Below are 18928 nucleotides of genomic sequence, written 5' to 3' on the forward strand. Positions count from 1 at the left end.
GCCGTGCTGAAAAACATAACCCATAAATGCTAGCTGTACCAGGAACCACCTCCTTAGCCTGCGTAATCTCCCTTACGCAGGCTTATTTTTTGGGCGGCTGTTTTTTTATTTCCAGCCGCCATTCTGCAAAAAGCGGAACTCTTTTTCAGTCAGTTCTGTCCGCGCGGTTTTTCATTCTGCTATACACTTCTTGTGTTCTGATAAAACAATAAGGCAAAAACGAGAATGGCTAATTTTCCCGCCAGTTTACTGATTCTGAACGGCAAGGGGGCCGATAACCCCACGCTTCGTGAAGCGATTGGGTTGCTTCGTGACGAAGGCGTAGAAATTCATGTTCGCGTTACGTGGGAAAAAGGCGATGCGCAGCGCTATGTTGAAGAAGCCCGCCGTCTCGGCGTGGAAACGGTGATTGCCGGCGGCGGCGACGGAACAATTAATGAAGTGGCGACCGCGTTAATTCAGTGCGAAGGCCAGGCCGTTCCGGCGCTGGGTATTCTGCCGCTCGGCACAGCCAACGATTTCGCTACCAGTGTCGGCATACCAGACGCGCTGGATAAAGCGCTGAAGCTGGCCATCGCCGGGAACGCCGTCGCGATTGATATCGCAAAAGTGAACGACAAAACCTGCTTTATCAATATGGCGACCGGCGGATTCGGTACCCGCATTACCACCGAAACGCCGGAAAAGCTGAAGGCCGCGCTGGGGGGCGTGTCGTATATCATCCACGGTCTGATGCGCATGGATACGCTGAAACCTGACCGCTGCGAAATTCGCGGCGAGAACTTTCAGTGGCAGGGTGACGCGCTGGTGATCGGCATTGGCAACGGTCGCCAGGCGGGTGGCGGACAGCAGCTCTGCCCGGACGCGCTGATTAACGATGGTTTACTGCAACTGCGAATCTTTACCGGCGAGGAGATCCTGCCCGCGCTGTTTTCCACCCTCAAGCCGCCGGAAGAAAATCCCAATATCGTCGACGGCGCCTCCTCGTGGTTCGAGATACGCGCGCCGCACGACATTACCTTTAACCTGGACGGCGAACCGCTGAGCGGTCAGTCTTTTCATATTAAAACCCTCCCCGCCGCGCTACGCTGCCGTTTACCACCGGACTGTCCGTTGTTGCGTTAATGCTTCCTTCTGGTCGTGATGAAAAGGCTGCGACCACGCGCCGCAGCCCTGCTGGTCAGGCGATAGTGACCTTATTGTCGAGGTAGACATCCTGTACAGCGTTGATCAGCTTCACACCGTCCGCCATCGACTTTTTGAAGGCTTTGCGGCCGAGGATCAGCCCCATACCGCCAGCACGTTTGTTGATGACCGCCGTACGTACCGCGTCGGTCAGATCGGTCTCGCCGCCCGCCGCGCCGCCGGAGTTAATCAGACCCGCACGTCCCATATAGCAGTTCGCCAACTGGTAACGCACCAGATCGATCGGGTTGTCGCTGGTCAGTTTGCTGTAGACGCGATCGTCGGTGTAGCCGAAATTAACCGCTTTATAGCCGCCATTATTTTCCGCCATTTTCTGCTTCACGATATCCGCGCCGATGGTCGCCGCCAGATGGTTAGCCTGGCCGGTGAGATCCGCAGAAACGTGGTAGTCGGTCCCCTCTTTCTTAAACGCCGAATTACGCAAATACGCCCACAGCACGGTGACCATCCCCAGCTCATGCGCCCGTTCAAAGGCCGCGGAAATCTCTTCAATTTGCCGACGGGACTGCTCGGAACCGAAGTAGATCGTCGCGCCGACGGCGACCGCCCCCATATTGAACGCCTGCTCGACGCTGGCATACAGGGTCTGATCGTATTCCGTTGGGTAGCTTAACGTTTCGTTGTGGTTCAACTTCACCAGGAACGGAATACGGTGGGCGTAGCGGCGCGAGACGGAAGCCAACACGCCGTATGTGGATGCCACACAGTTACAGCCGGCTTCAATCGCCAGCTCAACAATATTCTTTGGATCAAAATAGAGCGGGTTGGCGGCAAACGACGCGCCTGCCGAGTGTTCCACGCCCTGGTCAACCGGTAAAATAGACAGATAACCGGTTCCCGCCAGACGTCCGGTATTATACAGCGTCTGCATGTTACGCAGCACCGCAGGCGGACGGTTATTGTCCACCATCACGCGGTCAACGTAGTCATGTCCTGGCAGATAAAGTTGGTCAGAAGGTATGGTCATACAACGATGCTGTAACAGGCTGTCGGCGTCTTTGCCAAGCAACTGCGCAATATCAGTCATAGCTATGCTCCCGTAAGTTCCGAGGGATTCGGAATGTGGATTGTCCTGACCCGCTTTTGCGGGCAGCATTAAGCCTGGTACCGACCGGCCATTTTTTCCATTTTCAGCGCACTTTTCAGCGCTATCTGCTGGCACGATTCACTGACGAAAAAGTGTTATGACGGTCAAGATTTCGCCGCAAAGGTATTTTAAAGGTATTATTTAATGGTACTGTCATGACGTACCTTACCTGTCATGAAGGATTTAATGATGAAAACTACAGTGAAACTGTCATTCATGATGTTCGTTGAGTGGTTTATCTGGGGAGCCTGGTTCGTTCCGCTGTGGCTCTGGTTAAGCAAAAGCGGCTTTACTGCCGGTGAGATTGGCTGGTCTTACGCCTGTACGGCGATAGCGGCGATCCTCTCGCCGATCCTTGTGGGTTCGCTGACCGACCGCTTTTTCTCGGCGCAAAAGGTGCTCGCTGTGCTGATGTTCGCAGGCGCGGCGCTGATGTATTTTGCCGCCCGACAAACGACCTTTGCCGGGTTCTTTCCGTTGCTGCTGGCCTATTCGCTGACCTATATGCCCACTATCGCCCTGACCAACAGTATCGCTTTCGCCAACGTGCCGGACGTGGAACGTGATTTTCCGCGCATCCGCGTAATGGGGACGATTGGCTGGATTGCGTCGGGTCTTGCCTGCGGGTTTCTGCCGCAGATGCTGGGTTATAACGATATCTCGCCGACCAATATTCCGTTGCTTATTACCGCCGCCAGTTCCGCGCTGCTGGGCGTGTTCGCTTTCTTTTTGCCGGACACTCCGCCAAAAAGCACAGGGAAAATGGACTTCCGGGTCATGCTCGGGCTGGACGCGCTGATCCTGCTGCGCGACCGTAACTTCCTCGTTTTTTTCTTCTGTTCGTTTTTGTTCGCGATGCCGCTGGCGTTTTATTACATCTTCGCCAACGGGTATCTGACGGAAGTCGGCATGAAAAACGCCACCGGCTGGATGACGCTCGGTCAGTTCTCCGAAATCTTCTTCATGCTGGCGCTGCCGTTTTTTACCAAACGTTTTGGTATTAAGAAGGTATTATTACTTGGTCTTATCACCGCGGCGATCCGGTACGCGTTCTTTATCTACGGCGGCGCAGAGGAATACTTCACCTATGCGTTGCTGTTTCTTGGCATTTTGCTGCACGGCGTCAGTTACGACTTCTACTACGTGACCGCCTATATCTACGTGGATAAAAAAGCGCCAGTGCATATGCGCACCGCGGCCCAGGGACTGATCACCCTATGCTGTCAGGGCTTCGGCAGCCTGCTGGGCTATCGTCTTGGCGGCGTGATGATGGAAAAAATGTTTGCTTATCAGGAACCGGTTAACGGTCTCACCTTCAACTGGGCGGGAATGTGGACGTTCGGCGCGGTGATGATCGCTGTCATTGCCGTACTGTTTATGATTTTCTTTCGCGAATCAGACAAAGAGATCACCGCTATTGAGGTTCGCGATTCTGCGTTGACACAAGGAGAAGTAAAATGAAAGCAGAGCGTATTCTCGGTGCTCTTTACGGGCAGGCGTTAGGGGATGCGATGGGGATGCCCTCTGAGCTGTGGCCGAGAAGCCGCGTGAAAGCGCACTTCGGTTGGATCGACCGCTTTCTGCCAGGTCCGCAGGAGAACAGCGCGGCCTGTTATTTTAAGCGTGCGGAGTTTACCGATGATACTTCGATGGCGCTCTGTCTGGCAGATGCGCTCCTGGCGCGCGACGGCGACATTGATCCCGACCTGATTGGCCACACGATTCTCGACTGGGCGCAGGGCTTTGACGCTTTCAATAAAAATGTTCTCGGGCCGACGTCGAAGATTGCACTTAACGCCATACGCGACGGTAAACCGGTAGCGGAGCTGGAAAACAACGGCGTCACTAACGGCGCGGCGATGCGCGTGTCGCCGTTGGGATGCCTGTTGCCGCCGCGCGATCTCGACGCCTTTATTGATGACGTGGCGCTGGCGTCCAGCCCCACCCACAAGTCGGATCTGGCCATTGCCGGCGCGGTAGTGGTGGCCTGGGCCATTTCCCGGGCGGTAGACGGCGACGCGTGGTCCGACATCGTGGCATCACTGCCCGCCATTGCCCGACACGCTCAGGAAAAACGCATCACCACTTTCAGCGCCTCGCTGGCTGCACGGCTGGAATTGGCGTTAAAAATCGTCCGCCAGGCCGATGGCCCTGAAGCCGCCAGTGAACAGCTGTATCAGATCGTGGGCGCGGGCACCAGCACGCTGGAGTCGGTCGCCTGCGCCATCGCTATGGTCGAGCTGGCGCAGACCGATCCGAACCGCTGCGCGATACTTTGCGCTAACCTGGGCGGCGATACCGATACCATCGGCGCGATGGCGACCGCCATTTGCGGCGCGCTGCACGGCATTGATGCCATCGATTCCACACTGAAACGAGAGCTGGATACGGTGAACCGCCTCGATTTCACCCGCTATGCTACGGAGCTGGCGCGTCTGCGTCAGCGACGGGAGGGAATATGAACGCTTCACGCCTGTACGGGATGCTTGCGGATCTCGACTCCCGCCAGCCGGTCACGGTAGTCGGCGCGGCGGTCATTGATGTTATCGCCGACGCTTACGCTCTGCCCTGGCGCGGCTGCGACATCGAGCTTAAGCAGCAAAGCGTTAACGTCGGCGGCTGCGCGCTAAACATCGCCGTCGCGCTAAAGCGCCTTGGGATTACGGCGACCAATGCCCTGCCGCTCGGCCAGGGCGTATGGGCGGAGATTATCCGCAACCGGATGGCCAAAGAGGGCTTATACAGCCCGATTGATCATGCTCAGGGTGATAACGGCTGGTGTCTTGCCCTGGTTGAGCCGGACGGTGAACGCACCTTTATGTCTTTTAGCGGCGTGGAAAATGCCTTGAACGCCGACTGGCTGGCTCAGCTCTCGGTGCCGCGAGGTAGCCTGATTTATCTGTCCGGCTATCAACTTGCGTCGCCGTGCGGCGAATTACTGGCGGACTGGCTTGAAAACCTCACGGACGTGACGCCCGTTATTGATTTTGGTCCGCGGATTGGCGATATCCCCGATGCGCTGATGGCCCGTATTCTGGCCTGTCGTCCGCTGGTGTCGCTTAATCGCCAGGAGGCGGACATCGTCAGCGATCGCTTTACGCTAAGCAAGGAAATCCGGACATTTGGCGCAGAATGGGTCAGGCGTTTCGCTGCGCCACTGGTAGTGCGTCATGACAAAGACGGAGCATGGTATTTCACTGACGATGCCGCTGGCTGCGTCCCCGCCTTCCCGACAACGGTGGTTGATACCATTGGCGCGGGCGACAGTCATGCCGGGGGATTGCTGGCCGGTCTGGCCTCTGGCTGGTCAGTTGCGGACGCGGTGCTGCTTGGTAACGCCGTCGCGTCGTGGGTCGTGGGACACCGGGGCGGCGACTGTGCGCCGTTCCGTGAACAGCTGCTGGTTTCGCTCAAGAGATAAATCATAAAGCCGCATCGGCGCAAACCAGTGCGGCTTCTGCCTCATGCAGACGACCGGTCTGCAAAAGCGCTACTCCTCGCAAACAAAGACATATAAATCGCTACGGCAATAGCTAATACTGTACTCAATGGGCCGCTGCTGCTGGTCGAGCGCGACCTGTTTAATGACCAGCACGGGGATTTTAGCATCCAGCTGAATATGCGACTGGAATTCGGCGTCCGGCATTTTTGCGCTCACCCGTGAGCGGGTTCGCTGCGGATGAATATGCTGACTACGGAAATAATCATATAATGATACGCCGATATCATCCGCATCATGAATAAGATGCGCAGGTACCCAGGATTCCTCGATGGATACCGCCTCTTCATCAACATAGCGGATCCGCTTAAGTAAAAAGACATCGCTTCCGGTTTCGACCGCCAGCTGTTGCGCCACGTCATCCGGGCATTTTACCACCCGCTTGTTGACCCACAGGGTGTCCGGTTTTTTCCCGCGCAGGACCACCTGCTGAGAGAAACCGCGCGCCTCTTTCAGGGAGTACTCAAAAATGTTGTTAATTTGCGTACCGTACCCACGCGCGCGCGTCACCACGCCTTCATCCTCAAGCGCCTGCATCGCCTTGCGCACCGTTATGCGCGAAACGCCGGTCAACTGACTCAGATCGCGCTCGCCGGGCAGAATATTGCCATGCTCCAGCACGCCGCTGCGCACGGCGTTTTTTACCGTTTCGGCGAACTTAATGTACAACGGTGTATTGTCCACCGCTGCGATACGTTCGTTGAGCTGTGCGATAAGCCGGGTATGCGCTTGTTCCATGGACGTTTTTCCTGACAGCAAGTCTTTTGCCAGTATATACGCTACCACCAGGCATGGAAATGATGAACCGGTCCTATCCCCTCCCCAACTTCCAGCGTATCCGCCTGGGCCAGCGCCGCAGAAAGCCAGCTTTTCGCCTCCCGCACCGTTTCGGTCCAGTCGGCATGGCGCGGGCGCAGCGCCGCGAGCGCCGCAGAGAGCGTACAGCCCGTACCGTGGGTATTTTTGGTCATCACCCGCGGCGCGGTAAAACGCTGCTCGCCCGTCGGCGTAAAAAGCCAGTCCGGGCTTTGCGTATCGTCCAGATGTCCGCCCTTCATCAGCACCGCGCCACATCCCAGCGCCAGCAACGCACGTCCCTGCTCCAGCATCTCTTTTTCCGTACGGGCATGCGGACATGACAAAAGCGCCGCGGCCTCGGGCAGATTGGGCGTAATCAGCGAAACCTGCGGCAGTAAACGCGTCCGCAGGGTGGCGACAGCCGAAGGCGATAGCAGCGGATCGCCGCTTTTCGCCAGCATAACCGTATCCAGCACCACATTTTTCACCTGATGGCGCCGAAGACGTTCAGCTACCGCTTCCACAATATCGGTTTCGGCGAGCATACCGATTTTGGTGGTATCGATACGCACATCGCTGAACACCGAGTCCAGCTGTGCGGCGACAAAATCAGGCTCAATACGATAAACCGACTGCACGCCACGGGTGTTTTGCGCCACCAGCGCGGTGATGACCGAGCAGCCATACGCGCCAAGCGCAGAAAAGGTTTTCAGATCGGCCTGAATGCCCGCGCCGCCGCTGGGGTCCGTCCCGGCGATAGTTAATGCGTTGATCCGTTTCATGCTATCGCCTCCTGGTCGAGTTGATACAGCGCGTCGAGGAATGCCGGGATAAAACTCCCCGGGCCGCGACAGATTTCGCTGGCACGTTGTCCGGCGCGTTTCATCCACCAGCAGGCGGATGCGACATTTTCTGTCCGACTGCCCGGCAGCGCGCAGACAGCCGCCACAGCAGCCGAGAGCGCGCAGCCGGTGCCCACAACGCGGGTCATTAACGGATCGCCGCCTGCGACAATCAGAGTACGTTCGCCATCGGTGACATAATCTATTTCCCCGGTGACCACGACAACGGCCCCCACCCGTAAGGCCAGCCGCTTCGCCGCGGGCAACGCAGCGGCGGCAGCGTCGGTGGTATCCACACCGCGACCGCCGGCTCGCTCACCGGCTAAGGCGAGAATTTCAGAGGCATTGCCGCGAATGGCGGCGGGTTTCAGGTTCAATATGTCCAGGCAGAACTCACGGCGATAGTCGAGCGCTCCCACCGCGACGGGGTCGAGCGTCCACGGAGTATGCGCGCTGTTCGCCCGTTCAACCGCCGCCCGCATCGCTACTGCGCGCGGCTGGGTTAGCGTGCCGACGTTGATCAACAGCGCGCTGGCAATCGCGGCGAACTGACACGCTTCGTCAGGTTCAATCACCATCGCGGGGGAAGCGCCGAGCGCCAGCAGGGTATTGGCGGTAAAGCTCTGAACCACATCATTGGTCATGCAATGGGTTAACGGAGAGTGTTGTCGAAAATGTTGCAGAGTACGCACCGCAAGTGCGGGGCTGAGCAGGTCAGGCTGCATAGTTACGCTCCTGCCCGCGCGAAGAAGGGACACGAGCAGTGTCTGACTTCCCTACGCTGGCATTATCCAGATCAGGTGGTACGGGTATTTCTCAGCCTTCACCAGGAAGGGCACCCCGAGTCAATGTGCATAAATGCGTTATGCAAGATTAAAAGGGTAAAGTAAGCCTCTGCGCTTTGCAAGATGGTTTTAAACTGGAGGCAGGAAGGATAAGAATCACCTTATATCAGATTATTTTCCCGTCGCCGCCTCCTGTTATCAAATAACCCACGCTAATTATTTACGCAATCGCCACATTAACGTAATGTCATCATTTTATTTTTTGGCATTTATTTTCCAGGAGGCATTTCATATGATCTGCATCAACGTCATGCGGGCTTATTTAAAACATAGTCTTTATATTCAACAGGCCGATTGCTGACATTAATACAATGTCTCTCTCATTCCGCGCTTGACTCCAAATTCAGTCTGGCCAACGTGTACGTTAATTACTTTGAAAGACTTAAAATTTTTAATTTTGCAGGTCAGTATGTATTTTCTGTTTCTGCTTTGTGGCTTTTTCGCCGGGGCGATGTACGCCCAGCGACTAAGCTTTTGTGTATGGGGTTAAATATAATGGTGGTGATGTGAAAAACGTAACGAGGTTATGTCTGATTCCTGTTGTCGTCGCGCTGGCGGCATGTGCGTCGCCAGCCGACAGCATGGCAAAATACGGTGGGCAAAAAAATGTTAACGATATAGCGCAACATGCACAGGCAGCGAACGCCAGTCATGTTGCCGATCCATTGCGAATGGCAGAATTCAGCGGGCCGGGGATGAACGCCAGTATTAACAACGGATTTACCGTTGCACATATTAATCACAAAAAAGCGACCGTCAAACGCGTCAATGCCGCTTACTACGAAGTCAGCGGTAACGAATATATCCTCTCCATCTCGCTTAATGATGAAGGGGTTGAAACGGCCTCTTACACTAAAGCGCATAGCCGCGTACACGGTATCCTTCAGGTGGTGCAGAAATAACCATCCCCCCGCCCGGCGCGGGGTTTTGCTCGAACGCTTTCCTCCAGTCAGTCTGTTCAGATAAGACATATCTCATGTCGCAATGAGATGCGGCGGAAGTAATCTCTGTTTGTGAAACGCCGGAGAGGAAGGTTACAATTTTTACTCAAAAGCCGGGAATCTCACAAAAAGGCGCTTGCCTGACCTGGCTCTGCGGTTGAATCATGTACGACCTTGATGGATAACCCGAAGAGTGGAGTGTGTATGGGTATAAAAAATACTATGTTGCTGGGCGCATTGCTGCTCGCTTCCAGCGCGGTCTGGGCCGCACCTGCTACAACCGTCGCCGCAAAGGGGATTGATCAATATGAGCTCAGCAGCTTCGTGGCTGACTTCACCCATTTTAAACCCGGCGATACGGTTCCCGAGATGTACCGCACCGATGAGTACAACATCAAACAGTGGAAATTACGTAATCTGCCCGCGCCCGATGCCGGAACCCACTGGACCTACATGGGTGGCGCGTATGTGCTGATCAACGACGCTGACGGTAAGATCATCAAAGCCTACGACGGCGAAATTTTTTATCATCGGTGACGCTATACGCACTCTCCTCCAGGAGAGTGCGGCAAGAAGATGCTCAGTTATAAGTCACAATGATTAACGCTTTGGATTGCAAGGCGCCTGCTTTAACTTTTTTGGGATCAATCACGTAGTAGGTGGCAAAAACAGGAATGGATTCTACCGCGTTGACGGCGCTGCCTTTGCTAAACGTTTTGAACGTACTGTTTAGCGTGGTCCCTTTATTTATTTTGAGCGGTTGACGACCGGCATCCCTGAGTATAAATCCTACCCCGTTTTCTGTATCGGGGGTCAGTACTGCTTCATTTTCATCCCAGACAAAGTCGCTTCGCAGATTGACGGAAATCTGCCGGGATGCCAACGCCGCGTTACGCACCTGGTTTTTACAGTCTAAGAGAATATCGCCTTGTTGCAAAAATTCATTCACTTCTCCTTTAGTACGAAGTTTGGTTACAGGAATTGGATCCAACGAAATAGTTAAATTTTGCGGGGCACAGGTGGTTTCTTTCCGATGATACGTTATTGTTAAATTAGACTTATAAACTCCCTGTCCATTCAGCGAAGCTAAAATTCCGGCTATACACTCACGATTACCCAGACACGCAAGGTACCGTAAACCGATGTATAACCATTCCCCTAAACTTCTTTGATTTGTTGCACCTGACAATACGGCGATATTATCTATTGTGGCAGAGTACCCCCCCTGCGCAGAATACGTCACAGCTTCCGTGGTATTTATTTCAGATTGCGTAATTTTAAAAGGCGAATCGATTACACCATTTTTGTTACGCATACTTATCGAAGCACTGCTTTGCCATTCCACTTTCACTTTCAATTTAACGCTATCATTTGGACCCATGCCTATAATATGTTCAGATGTTTCTAATTTAGAGACGGTATCATTACCAGTACAGTTAGTATCAGTAAAAGTGTTAGCAATAAGAACTGTCTCCTCACCGCCCAGCATCAGACTGTCGGAAATAATAGTATAATCTTTGGCATTCGTTATTGTCGCACTGCATGCTGCATAACTAAACTGAGACAATAACGATAACATAAACAAAAATAACAGTCTTTTCATAGCATCACCTGCATATTAACGACAAATATAAATGTTGTTTTCATCTATCTGCTTATCAAATGTGATCTGACAGAAAAGACCTTGTTGTTTATCTGTAGCGATTTTAACCCACGAGGGGACGGTTTCAGTACGAATGAATATCCGGCTTCCCTGACCTACCAGCCCAACATTATTTCCGTGATGATCTTCAACCTCATACCCAAAGGGTAACGGTTCGCCATTTAGACGCCGGGCCTGAAAATAAAACGGTTTACTTTTTTCCGTATCAAATACCATTAACACGACTGCCCCACGGTAAGGTACAGTGACTTTCCGGTTACCCACCAGGGCGACCTCACTGTCAGTATCAGAGACGTCCAGTGAAATGAAATTTTGCCGATAGGGGGTTAATGCTTCATAGACAGCGTAACCCTTCGCATTGGTACGTAAATATGATCGTCCCTGCACGGTCGCATCGTTAAGGTGCGGCGCCTTAATAATCGCAATAGTATCATTAAGACGCGGCGCTAAATGGACGCCGTCGGACCAGGCCACTAGCCCCCCCTGGATATTACCGCCAACCTGATGATAATGACTGGACTGGCTGTAACTGCCTGCGACGGTCGCTAACGGTGTATTCCAGGTTAGCGCTCCGCCAAATGTCGTTTGGTGCTCCTGCCGCTGATTGCTTAGATTCGTGGTGTAATTAAACTGATCGCGTTGGCCAAAGGTACCACTTAAGCTGGCGTTATTTGACGCATAACCTTTTTCGTCAAAGGTGGTGGAATTCGAAAAATGGCTTTCGCGATGCACGCCAGACCCCGCTTCTCCCCACGAAAAAGGGACTGAGAAATAGAGATTAAAACGTTTGTCTTCCCGGTTGTTACTGTCATACGTCTGAGTGGCGGATAAGGTAAAGCTCACGCGTTGCCATGCGGTGCTGTAACTTAACTGGTAGTCCTTTCCACTACCGCTACGTCCCCAATAGTCTCGCCATAACGCGCTGGCGGTAAAATAACCCCAGCCATCCGGCAAAGACTGGTTGATATTGAGCGTGAACGTATTTTTACGCCCAAAATCATTTTTGTAATAGTCTGCAATATCATATATATCATCCTCATCACGTTGATAATGATCCCGATTATTGGCCCAAATATGATCGTTAAAAGACCGATAGTTACGTGATGAATAACGATAAGCCGCAAGAGAAAAATGGGTAGCCGACTGCGGTAAATATTTATTCCAGGCGACCTGGTAGCTTTGCCCGTCCAATGCATCGCCATTGTCCTGCTTGCTATACGAGAGTGTTCCGTCGACTGAGACCGCACCAATAAATGTATTCCACCCTGACCCAAGGGTGAACGAGCGATAATCGTTGGCAAGTATTGTTCCGCCATATAGCGTCAACAGGTTATTGATCCCGTACTGGTAGGTTCCTTGCAAAAAATCGGTTTGCTCGGATGCTCCCTCAATATCACTTTTCCCGGCGACAAATTCATACTTCGCCACGCCGGGTTGAACCATATTGGTAACCGAAGAATAAGGAACGATATAACGAGAAACGGAACCATTTGTCTCTTTAACGCTCACGTCAAGATCGGCGCCGCCCCCGGCGAGCTGAAGATCCTCAAACATAAAAGGCCCCGGGGGCACTTCTTTTTGATAGACAATAAAGCCGTTTTGCTCAATCGTTACCAATGCATTACTTTGCGCTACACCACGTACAACCGGAGCGAAATTTTGCTTAGAATGCGGCAACATCTGCATATCCCGCCAGAAGCGCACGCCGCGAAAGCGTACCGTTTCGAACATATCCCCGCTGCTGTACTGCTCGCCAATTCGCATCGTTCCCATCACCGAAGGGAAATCACGCTCCAGATATAAGGTATTGCTTTGCCATTTGCCTTTCGCGTTCTCGTTTTTGGAAAAATTCGCGTTTGAATGTAATTGCCAGCCCAGTAGATTTACCCCACTGACAAAGTTCGCGTACGTATTTTTCTCGCTGCCACCCTTTTTATAATGGCTATAATATTCACTGGCATAGTAAGAGGTATAAAATGCGTTAATCCCACGATCCCATGTTTCCGGCGGCGAATACCCAGCTTCATATTCCAGCACAAACGCCTGCGGCACACTAAGATAAAGGTTAAAAGAACCCGTATCATAGAATACGCTACCACCTTGCACCACACTATTGAGAGGAACGCAGTCGTTTCTTAAACTTTCAACTGGAGACGGATATTTGATTCCCAGGCTGGCGATCAGTTCCCGGTGAATGCAGGTATTTTCCGTCTTATCCTGAATGTCAATATTATAAGTACCGCGCCACTCTTTATTGACATAGACATCCATCTCATAGACCCCGGCCATAGGTTTATTACTGTCGATCTGATATCGGGATACTTTTTCGCCTTTTATTCCGCCGAACATAAAATGCGTATCGAATGATTCTTCTTCTGCCCAAGCGGGCGAAATGAGCAATGCTGAAAGTATCGACAGAGTGATGGTGTTAAACTTTTCCATTACCTATCCTTAGATGTTATTTCCATTTTTAATTTATTGCTTTTATTGATTCACTCAAATAATTTCCTGAATCATCGATTAACGTCACGGTAAAGTCATTCGCAATTGACGTGCAAGTTATTGCCTGGGACGTTCCTGGGGCAAGCAGCAGCGTTTGTTTGTTGACTCTATCTTTCGCTTTAATTTCCGGAATGGTAATCCAATTCGCTGAATTATTTTTTAGCTTTATCCCGGTATGCGTACGGATAATCTGCAAGCGAGAAAACGTATTTTTATCAACTCTCCTGATACCTTGTGGTCGGTAAATTAATTTTATTCGGTTTTGCAAAGCAAATTTAATGACATTTTTATCTTTGCTGCTTTCTGAGTTTGGAGGAATATCCAGAACGTTCAGATAGAACATACTCTCACGATCCGACGGTAAATGATGAGCAAGCTGCTTAATTTTCAGCTGCTGACCTGAATTGGTCGCGACCCTGATGACGGGCGGCGTCACCATAAAGGGAACATGTATTTTCTCCGGCGGCAGACTGGTATCGCCATCATCTATCCATGCCTGAATCAGAGCGCTTCGCTTGTCATCATTCATTAATTGCACTGTAATATCTTTATTCTGTGCGGGATAAATAACGCGTGTTCCATAAATATAAATGCCGCTCCACGCTGGCATAGCGGCGCAGACCAGCCATAACGCTATAATTCTTTTCATGGCAGTTAACCTTTTACATGTAAGGCAGGCGGCAAAATTTAGCCGCCCAAAATATTTAGTCGGTCAGGACTGTCATCGTCAGAACGGATTCAACAGGGCCGGGAGTGACATTCGTTGTCACCGCCGCATAGCGGGCAAAAAATTTCATAGTATAAACGCCATTGACAGCATCATCTTTGTTGAGGGGGAAATTACCCGCTTCATCGGGTTTTACCTGGCTCCCATTAAGATAAACCGCGAAACCGGCCCCATTGTCGTCGGCGTTATTTCTGGTCACCTTTAACCCATCCACAAACTGTGAAGGGTTAAAACTAATACGTGGATTATTATTATCTGCACATTTAACTTGTAAGCTAACTTCCGGGCTTGTATATCCGCTGTAAACATCACCTGCGTTTAAACCCGTTAATCTGTCGGCACCGACCTGGGACAGTTCAATAGTCGCGTTATTTTCTCCTTCGAAAGTACAGGATGTTCCCACAATTTCGCCTTTGATTTTTAATTCCCCCATATCTTCATTTGCAGCAAACGCCCCTGCACTCATAAAAATACCCGACAGTACTGCAGCAGCAATAATAGAATTGTTCATAGTCTTTTCCCTATTAAAGATATTTCCGTTTATTACAGTGTGTTTCCAACGCAGTGAAATTTACACTCTCAGAAAGTTATCGCAATGTGAACACGTTGTTTTATTGATTTAAAACAATTTACATTGCGCAATATAATTGCAACAAATGAATTAAGCTTAAAGGTATATTTAGAATTAATGAATTAATACGCGTTTAAGAGGCTTTTTATTTTATTGAGGAATATAAAAATACAAATCATTCATTTAAATGATCTGTATTACGTTACAGGCGTAAATATAACGTTATTCAGGGTGAGTAAAGAACGCGTTGTTTTTGCGGTCAACGCCAAAGGGAAGGCGCGAGGGGAATTTACCTGAAGTGAACCACTCAAATCATTCACCACATCAATATAGCACTGATGCGGTGAACGTTTCCATGTCAGGCGGTCGGGCGGTATTACACGGCGCGGAAGGCGATTTCTCCGGGGATCACTTCCCCCTGCCAGTACAATTGCGCGGCAACACGTCCCGCCAGCGCACGGTACATTGCGGTAAATTCGCTTTCCGGACGGCTGGTTACCGTTGGGGTACCGCGGTCAAGGTCTTCGCGCAGGCTAATATGCAGCGGCATCTGCCCCAGCAGTTGGGTGTGATATTGCGCAGCCAGCTTCTCCGCGCCGCCGGTACCAAAGATAGGCTCATGGTGGCCGCAGTTGCTGCAAATGTGCATGCTCATATTTTCGACGATACCGAGTACCGGCACCTCGACTTTTTCAAACATGACGATGCCTTTTTTGGCGTCGATCAGCGCGATATCCTGCGGCGTGGTCACCACCACAGCACCGGTTACCGGGATGTTCTGCGCCAGCGTCAGCTGAATGTCACCGGTGCCCGGCGGCATATCCAGTACCAGGTAATCCAGATCCGGCCACAGCGTCTCCTGCAGCATCTGCAACAGCGCTTTGCTGGCCATCGGGCCGCGCCACACCATCGCGTTATCGTCGGTTACCAGATAGCCAATGGAATTGGTTGCCAGGCCATGCGACATAATCGGCGCCATGTGGGTTCCGTCCGGCGACGTCGGGCGCTGATTTTCCGCCCCCAGCATGGTGGGGATCGACGGGCCATAGATATCGGCGTCAAGAATACCGACTTTTGCCCCTTCCGCCGCTAATGCCAGCGCCAGGTTAACTGCGGTAGAAGACTTACCGACCCCGCCCTTCCCGGAACTGACCGCGATGATATTTTTCACCCCGTTCACGCCCGGCTGATTTTTCACCCGCTTCAGGGTGGCGATGTTATGCGACAGTTTCCAGTCAATCGCTTTCGCACCCGTGATACGCAGCAGATCAGCGCTGCATTGCTCTTTTAGCACCTCAAACGCGCTATGCCAGACGAATGGCATCACCAGCTCAACGTGCAGCGTGTCATCCATCCACGCGACATGGTGCAGCGCTTTCAGGGTCGTCAGATTATGCTTCAAAGTGGGGTGCTGAAAATTCGCCAGCGTCCCGGCGACCATCGCGCGCAGGGTCTCTGGTGATTTGGCCTGGGATTGTGCGTTCATCCCGACTCCTTTTTGTTGTTCTGAAAAGTACAAGTGTAGCGACCTAGTGTACTCCAGCGGTAATGATTAATCATTTATGGTTTGATGCCCTTATTTCTTGGCGTAGTTATTACCTTTCAGGTAACATCAAAACCCCCTTTTAACAGAGAAGAAGTAATACCTACTATGACTCAAGTCGCGAAGAAAATTCTGGTAACGTGCGCGCTGCCGTACGCCAACGGCTCAATCCACCTCGGCCATATGCTGGAGCACATCCAGGCTGATGTCTGGGTCCGTTACCAGCGAATGCGCGGCCACGAGGTCAACTTCATCTGTGCCGACGACGCCCACGGCACGCCGATCATGCTGAAAGCGCAGCAGCTTGGCATTACGCCGGAGCAGATGATTGGCGAGATGAGTCAGGAGCACCAGACCGATTTCGCCGGGTTCAACATTAGCTACGACAACTATCACTCCACGCACAGCGAGGAAAACCGTGAGCTGTCAGAGCTTATCTACACCCGTCTGAAAGAAAACGGCTTCATTAAAAATCGCACCATTTCTCAGCTGTACGATCCGGAAAAAGGCATGTTCCTGCCGGACCGTTTTGTGAAAGGCACCTGCCCGAAATGTAAATCGCCGGACCAATACGGCGACAACTGCGAGGTGTGCGGCGCGACTTACAGCCCGACGGAGCTGATCGAGCCGAAATCCGTGGTTTCCGGCGCGACGCCGGTGATGCGTGACTCTGAACATTTCTTCTTTGATCTGCCGTCGTTCAGCGAAATGCTACAGGCGTGGACCCGCAGCGGCGCGTTGCAGGAGCAGGTCGCGAACAAAATGCAGGAATGGTTCGAATCCGGCCTGCAACAGTGGGATATCTCCCGCGACGCGCCTTACTTCGGCTTTGAAATTCCGAACGCGCCGGGCAAATACTTCTACGTCTGGCTGGATGCGCCAATTGGCTATATGGGGTCGTTCAAGAACCTGTGCGACAAGCGCGGCGACAGCGTAAGCTTCGACGAATACTGGAAAAAAGACTCCAGCGCCGAGCTGTATCACTTTATCGGCAAAGACATTGTTTACTTCCACAGCCTGTTCTGGCCCGCGATGCTGGAAGGCAGTCACTTCCGTAAGCCGACCAACCTGTTTGTACACGGCTACGTGACGGTGAACGGCGCCAAGATGTCCAAGTCTCGCGGAACGTTCATTAAAGCCAGCACCTGGCTGAACCACTTCGACGCCGACAGCCTGCGCTACTACTACACCGCCAAGCTCTCTTCCCGCATCGACGATATTGACCTGAACCTGGAAGACTTCGTGCAGCGCGTCAACGCCGATATCGTTAATAAGGTGGTTAACCTGGCGTCGCGTAACGCGGGTTTTATCAATAAACGTTTCGACGGCGTACTGGCGGCGGAGCTGGCTGACCCTGAGCTGTATAAAACCTTCACCGACGCGGCAGCGGTTATTGGCGACGCGTGGGAAAGCCGCGAATTTGGCAAAGCGATCCGTGAAATCATGGCGCTGGCCGACCTGGCAAACCGTTACGTGGACGAACAGGCGCCGTGGGTTGTGGCTAAACAGGAAGGCCGTGACGCCGACCTGCAGGCGATCTGCTCAATGGGCATCAACCTATTCCGTGTGCTGATGACGTATCTGAAGCCGGTTCTTCCGACCCTGTCCGAACGCGTGGAGGCTTTCCTCAACACCGAACTGACCTGGGATGCTATCCAGCAGCCATTGCTGGGCCATAAGGTAAATACCTTCAAAGCGCTGTATAACCGCATCGACATGAAGCAGGTCGAAGCGCTGGTTGAAGCGTCGAAAGAGGAAGTAAAGGCGGCGACAGCGCCGGTCACCGGTCCGCTGGCTGACGATCCGATTCAGGAAACCATCACTTTTGACGACTTCGCCAAAGTCGATCTGCGCGTGGCGTTGATTGAAAACGCCGAGTTTGTGGAAGGTTCGGACAAGCTGCTGCGCCTGACGCTGGATCTCGGCGGCGAGAAGCGTAACGTCTTCTCCGGCATTCGTTCCGCGTACCCTGACCCGCAGGCGCTGATTGGCCGCCACACGGTGATGGTTGCTAACCTCGCGCCGCGTAAAATGCGCTTCGGCATCTCGGAAGGGATGGTGATGGCCGCAGGCCCGGGCGGGAAAGATATCTTTCTGTTAACCCCTGACGAAGGCGCAAAGCCGGGTCAGCAGGTTAAATAACCAAAAAGCCGGAGATCGTCTCCGGCTTTTTTTACGCCTTCTTGCCCTGTGGCGGCTTCGCACTATGTTCCCGGTTCGTCAGCCCGCGTAAAAAATAACGCATAAACTGATCGCCGCACTCGCGGTAGTTCTTATGGTCCGGTGCGCGCATCATCGCGGTAATTTCCGGCATTGATACGCGGAAATTCTGTTCGGTCATGATGGCGAGGATATCGTCCGTTTTCAGAGAAAACGCGATGCGCAGTTTCTTCAGCACCGTGTTGTTATTCACGCGGCGTTCGAGGGCCAATTCCGGCGCAGAATCGTCTTTTCCGCGCTTGTCATAAATCAGGCCGTTGAGGAATCCGCTCAGGACAATATCCGGGCAGCGCACAAAACCGTCTTCATCCTCTTTGGTCATCCAGGTATCAAAACCCGCAGAGGTCGATTCCATACCGGCAAGCGCAAGAATGCGTACCATGTCGTTATTATTGGCTTTCAGGGTGTAGCGCAAGCTACGAAGAATATCATTACTAAGCATAGAGCCTTCAACTGTCGATGATGCATTGGCGCGCAGTGTACC

At 52.4% G+C, this 18928-nt stretch carries 17 protein-coding genes and 1 riboswitch; of the genes, 7 read left to right on the forward strand and 10 right to left on the reverse strand.

All coding sequences use genetic code 11. The annotated features are described in order from the left end of the window. The first annotated feature begins 225 nt into the window (after positions 1 to 225). Positions 226 to 1125, forward strand: coding sequence for a lipid kinase YegS (gene yegS / locus OOJ60_RS18430; RefSeq protein ID WP_060569289.1), 900 nt, complete (start codon positions 226 to 228; stop codon positions 1123 to 1125). A gap of 55 nt (positions 1126 to 1180) precedes the next feature. Here the strand turns inward: yegS and fbaB are convergent, their stop codons facing one another. After that, positions 1181 to 2233 (reverse strand): class I fructose-bisphosphate aldolase, encoded by a 1053-nt coding sequence (gene fbaB, locus OOJ60_RS18435; protein WP_042284383.1) that lies wholly within the window; start codon positions 2231 to 2233, stop codon positions 1181 to 1183. 249 nt (positions 2234 to 2482) lie between these two features. Between fbaB and OOJ60_RS18440 the strand changes: the two genes are divergently transcribed. Genes OOJ60_RS18440 through OOJ60_RS18450 form a run of 3 tightly spaced genes read left to right on the forward strand, consistent with a single transcriptional unit; the run spans position 2483 to position 5714 of the window. Continuing rightward, positions 2483 to 3754 carry a nucleoside permease gene (locus tag OOJ60_RS18440; protein ID WP_181823253.1) on the forward strand — a complete coding sequence of 424 codons (1272 nt, stop codon included), beginning with the start codon at positions 2483 to 2485 and terminating at the stop codon, positions 3752 to 3754. Further along, a complete protein-coding gene (locus tag OOJ60_RS18445) occupies positions 3751 to 4755 on the forward strand; it encodes an ADP-ribosylglycohydrolase family protein (RefSeq protein ID WP_205613021.1) in 1005 nt (334 codons plus the stop codon). The genes OOJ60_RS18440 and OOJ60_RS18445 overlap by 4 nt, the downstream gene beginning before the upstream one ends. Further along, entirely contained in the window at positions 4752 to 5714 is a 963-nt protein-coding gene (locus OOJ60_RS18450) for a PfkB family carbohydrate kinase (RefSeq protein WP_205613022.1), read from the forward strand. Before OOJ60_RS18445 ends, OOJ60_RS18450 begins: the two co-directional genes overlap by 4 nt. A 69-nt stretch (positions 5715 to 5783) precedes the next feature. Here the strand turns inward: OOJ60_RS18450 and OOJ60_RS18455 are convergent, their stop codons facing one another. From OOJ60_RS18455 to thiM, 3 genes are read right to left on the reverse strand one after another with little or no spacing between them, the layout of a single operon-like run. Next, complete coding sequence (locus tag OOJ60_RS18455) at positions 5784 to 6530, reverse strand: GntR family transcriptional regulator (protein ID WP_042284394.1); 747 nt, start codon at positions 6528 to 6530, stop codon at positions 5784 to 5786. 41 nt (positions 6531 to 6571) lie between these two features. After that, complete coding sequence (gene thiD / locus OOJ60_RS18460; protein ID WP_205613023.1) at positions 6572 to 7372, reverse strand: bifunctional hydroxymethylpyrimidine kinase/phosphomethylpyrimidine kinase; 801 nt, start codon at positions 7370 to 7372, stop codon at positions 6572 to 6574. After that, the gene (gene thiM, locus OOJ60_RS18465; protein ID WP_205613024.1) at positions 7369 to 8157 is read right to left on the reverse strand and encodes a hydroxyethylthiazole kinase; all 789 of its coding nucleotides are present in this window, start codon (positions 8155 to 8157) and stop codon (positions 7369 to 7371) included. The genes thiD and thiM overlap by 4 nt, the downstream gene beginning before the upstream one ends. A 31-nt stretch (positions 8158 to 8188) precedes the next feature. Then, positions 8189 to 8285: riboswitch (TPP riboswitch) on the reverse strand. 498 nt (positions 8286 to 8783) lie between these two features. Between thiM and OOJ60_RS18470 the strand changes: the two genes are divergently transcribed. Together OOJ60_RS18470 and rcnB are read left to right on the forward strand one after the other, a co-directional pair. After that, positions 8784 to 9179 carry a hypothetical protein gene (locus OOJ60_RS18470; RefSeq protein ID WP_205613025.1) on the forward strand — a complete coding sequence of 132 codons (396 nt, stop codon included), beginning with the start codon at positions 8784 to 8786 and terminating at the stop codon, positions 9177 to 9179. A 243-nt stretch (positions 9180 to 9422) separates the two neighbouring features. Then, positions 9423 to 9755 carry a Ni(II)/Co(II) efflux transporter accessory subunit RcnB gene (gene rcnB, locus OOJ60_RS18475; RefSeq protein WP_042284405.1) on the forward strand — a complete coding sequence of 111 codons (333 nt, stop codon included), beginning with the start codon at positions 9423 to 9425 and terminating at the stop codon, positions 9753 to 9755. 43 nt (positions 9756 to 9798) lie between these two features. Here the strand turns inward: rcnB and OOJ60_RS18480 are convergent, their stop codons facing one another. The 5 genes from OOJ60_RS18480 to apbC form a co-directional block, all read right to left on the reverse strand. Next, a complete protein-coding gene (locus OOJ60_RS18480; RefSeq protein ID WP_205613026.1) occupies positions 9799 to 10821 on the reverse strand; it encodes a fimbrial protein in 1023 nt (340 codons plus the stop codon). 15 nt (positions 10822 to 10836) lie between these two features. After that, on the reverse strand, positions 10837 to 13323 hold the full coding sequence (locus OOJ60_RS18485; protein ID WP_042284410.1) for a fimbrial biogenesis outer membrane usher protein: 2487 nt from the start codon (positions 13321 to 13323) through the stop codon (positions 10837 to 10839). Between the two features lie 28 nt (positions 13324 to 13351). After that, positions 13352 to 14032 (reverse strand): fimbrial assembly chaperone, encoded by a 681-nt coding sequence (locus tag OOJ60_RS18490; protein ID WP_042284413.1) that lies wholly within the window; start codon positions 14030 to 14032, stop codon positions 13352 to 13354. Positions 14033 to 14087: 55 nt separating this feature from the next. Then, entirely contained in the window at positions 14088 to 14621 is a 534-nt protein-coding gene (yehD, locus tag OOJ60_RS18495; RefSeq protein ID WP_060569301.1) for a fimbrial protein YehD, read from the reverse strand. Positions 14622 to 15057: 436 nt separating this feature from the next. Continuing rightward, on the reverse strand, positions 15058 to 16167 hold the full coding sequence (gene apbC / locus OOJ60_RS18500) for an iron-sulfur cluster carrier protein ApbC (RefSeq protein ID WP_205613027.1): 1110 nt from the start codon (positions 16165 to 16167) through the stop codon (positions 15058 to 15060). Between the two features lie 165 nt (positions 16168 to 16332). Between apbC and metG the strand changes: the two genes are divergently transcribed. Continuing rightward, on the forward strand, positions 16333 to 18366 hold the full coding sequence (metG, locus tag OOJ60_RS18505) for a methionine--tRNA ligase (RefSeq protein ID WP_181822914.1): 2034 nt from the start codon (positions 16333 to 16335) through the stop codon (positions 18364 to 18366). A 31-nt stretch (positions 18367 to 18397) separates the two neighbouring features. Here metG and OOJ60_RS18510 read toward each other — a convergent pair whose 3' ends face one another. Further along, entirely contained in the window at positions 18398 to 18886 is a 489-nt protein-coding gene (locus OOJ60_RS18510) for a DUF1456 family protein (RefSeq protein WP_042284424.1), read from the reverse strand. Positions 18887 to 18928 lie beyond the last annotated feature (42 nt).

This window comes from Citrobacter sp. R4 (genome assembly GCF_026719175.1).
GTDB lineage: Bacteria > Pseudomonadota > Gammaproteobacteria > Enterobacterales > Enterobacteriaceae > Citrobacter_A > Citrobacter_A sedlakii.

Excerpts from the sequence above, each read along its gene's own strand:
- yegS (WP_060569289.1), top strand. The coding sequence starts at position 226 with ATGGCTAATTTTCCCGCCAGTTTACTGATTCTGAACGGCAAGGGGGCC.
- fbaB (WP_042284383.1), bottom strand. The coding sequence starts at position 2,233 with ATGACTGATATTGCGCAGTTGCTTGGCAAAGACGCCGACAGCCTGTTA.
- OOJ60_RS18440 (WP_181823253.1), top strand. The coding sequence starts at position 2,483 with ATGAAAACTACAGTGAAACTGTCATTCATGATGTTCGTTGAGTGGTTT.
- OOJ60_RS18445 (WP_205613021.1), top strand. The coding sequence starts at position 3,751 with ATGAAAGCAGAGCGTATTCTCGGTGCTCTTTACGGGCAGGCGTTAGGG.
- OOJ60_RS18450 (WP_205613022.1), top strand. The coding sequence starts at position 4,752 with ATGAACGCTTCACGCCTGTACGGGATGCTTGCGGATCTCGACTCCCGC.
- OOJ60_RS18455 (WP_042284394.1), bottom strand. The coding sequence starts at position 6,530 with ATGGAACAAGCGCATACCCGGCTTATCGCACAGCTCAACGAACGTATC.
- thiD (WP_205613023.1), bottom strand. The coding sequence starts at position 7,372 with ATGAAACGGATCAACGCATTAACTATCGCCGGGACGGACCCCAGCGGC.
- thiM (WP_205613024.1), bottom strand. The coding sequence starts at position 8,157 with ATGCAGCCTGACCTGCTCAGCCCCGCACTTGCGGTGCGTACTCTGCAA.
- rcnB (WP_042284405.1), top strand. The coding sequence starts at position 9,423 with ATGGGTATAAAAAATACTATGTTGCTGGGCGCATTGCTGCTCGCTTCC.
- OOJ60_RS18480 (WP_205613026.1), bottom strand. The coding sequence starts at position 10,821 with ATGAAAAGACTGTTATTTTTGTTTATGTTATCGTTATTGTCTCAGTTT.
- OOJ60_RS18485 (WP_042284410.1), bottom strand. The coding sequence starts at position 13,323 with ATGGAAAAGTTTAACACCATCACTCTGTCGATACTTTCAGCATTGCTC.
- OOJ60_RS18490 (WP_042284413.1), bottom strand. The coding sequence starts at position 14,032 with ATGAAAAGAATTATAGCGTTATGGCTGGTCTGCGCCGCTATGCCAGCG.
- yehD (WP_060569301.1), bottom strand. The coding sequence starts at position 14,621 with ATGAACAATTCTATTATTGCTGCTGCAGTACTGTCGGGTATTTTTATG.
- apbC (WP_205613027.1), bottom strand. The coding sequence starts at position 16,167 with ATGAACGCACAATCCCAGGCCAAATCACCAGAGACCCTGCGCGCGATG.
- metG (WP_181822914.1), top strand. The coding sequence starts at position 16,333 with ATGACTCAAGTCGCGAAGAAAATTCTGGTAACGTGCGCGCTGCCGTAC.
- OOJ60_RS18510 (WP_042284424.1), bottom strand. The coding sequence starts at position 18,886 with ATGCTTAGTAATGATATTCTTCGTAGCTTGCGCTACACCCTGAAAGCC.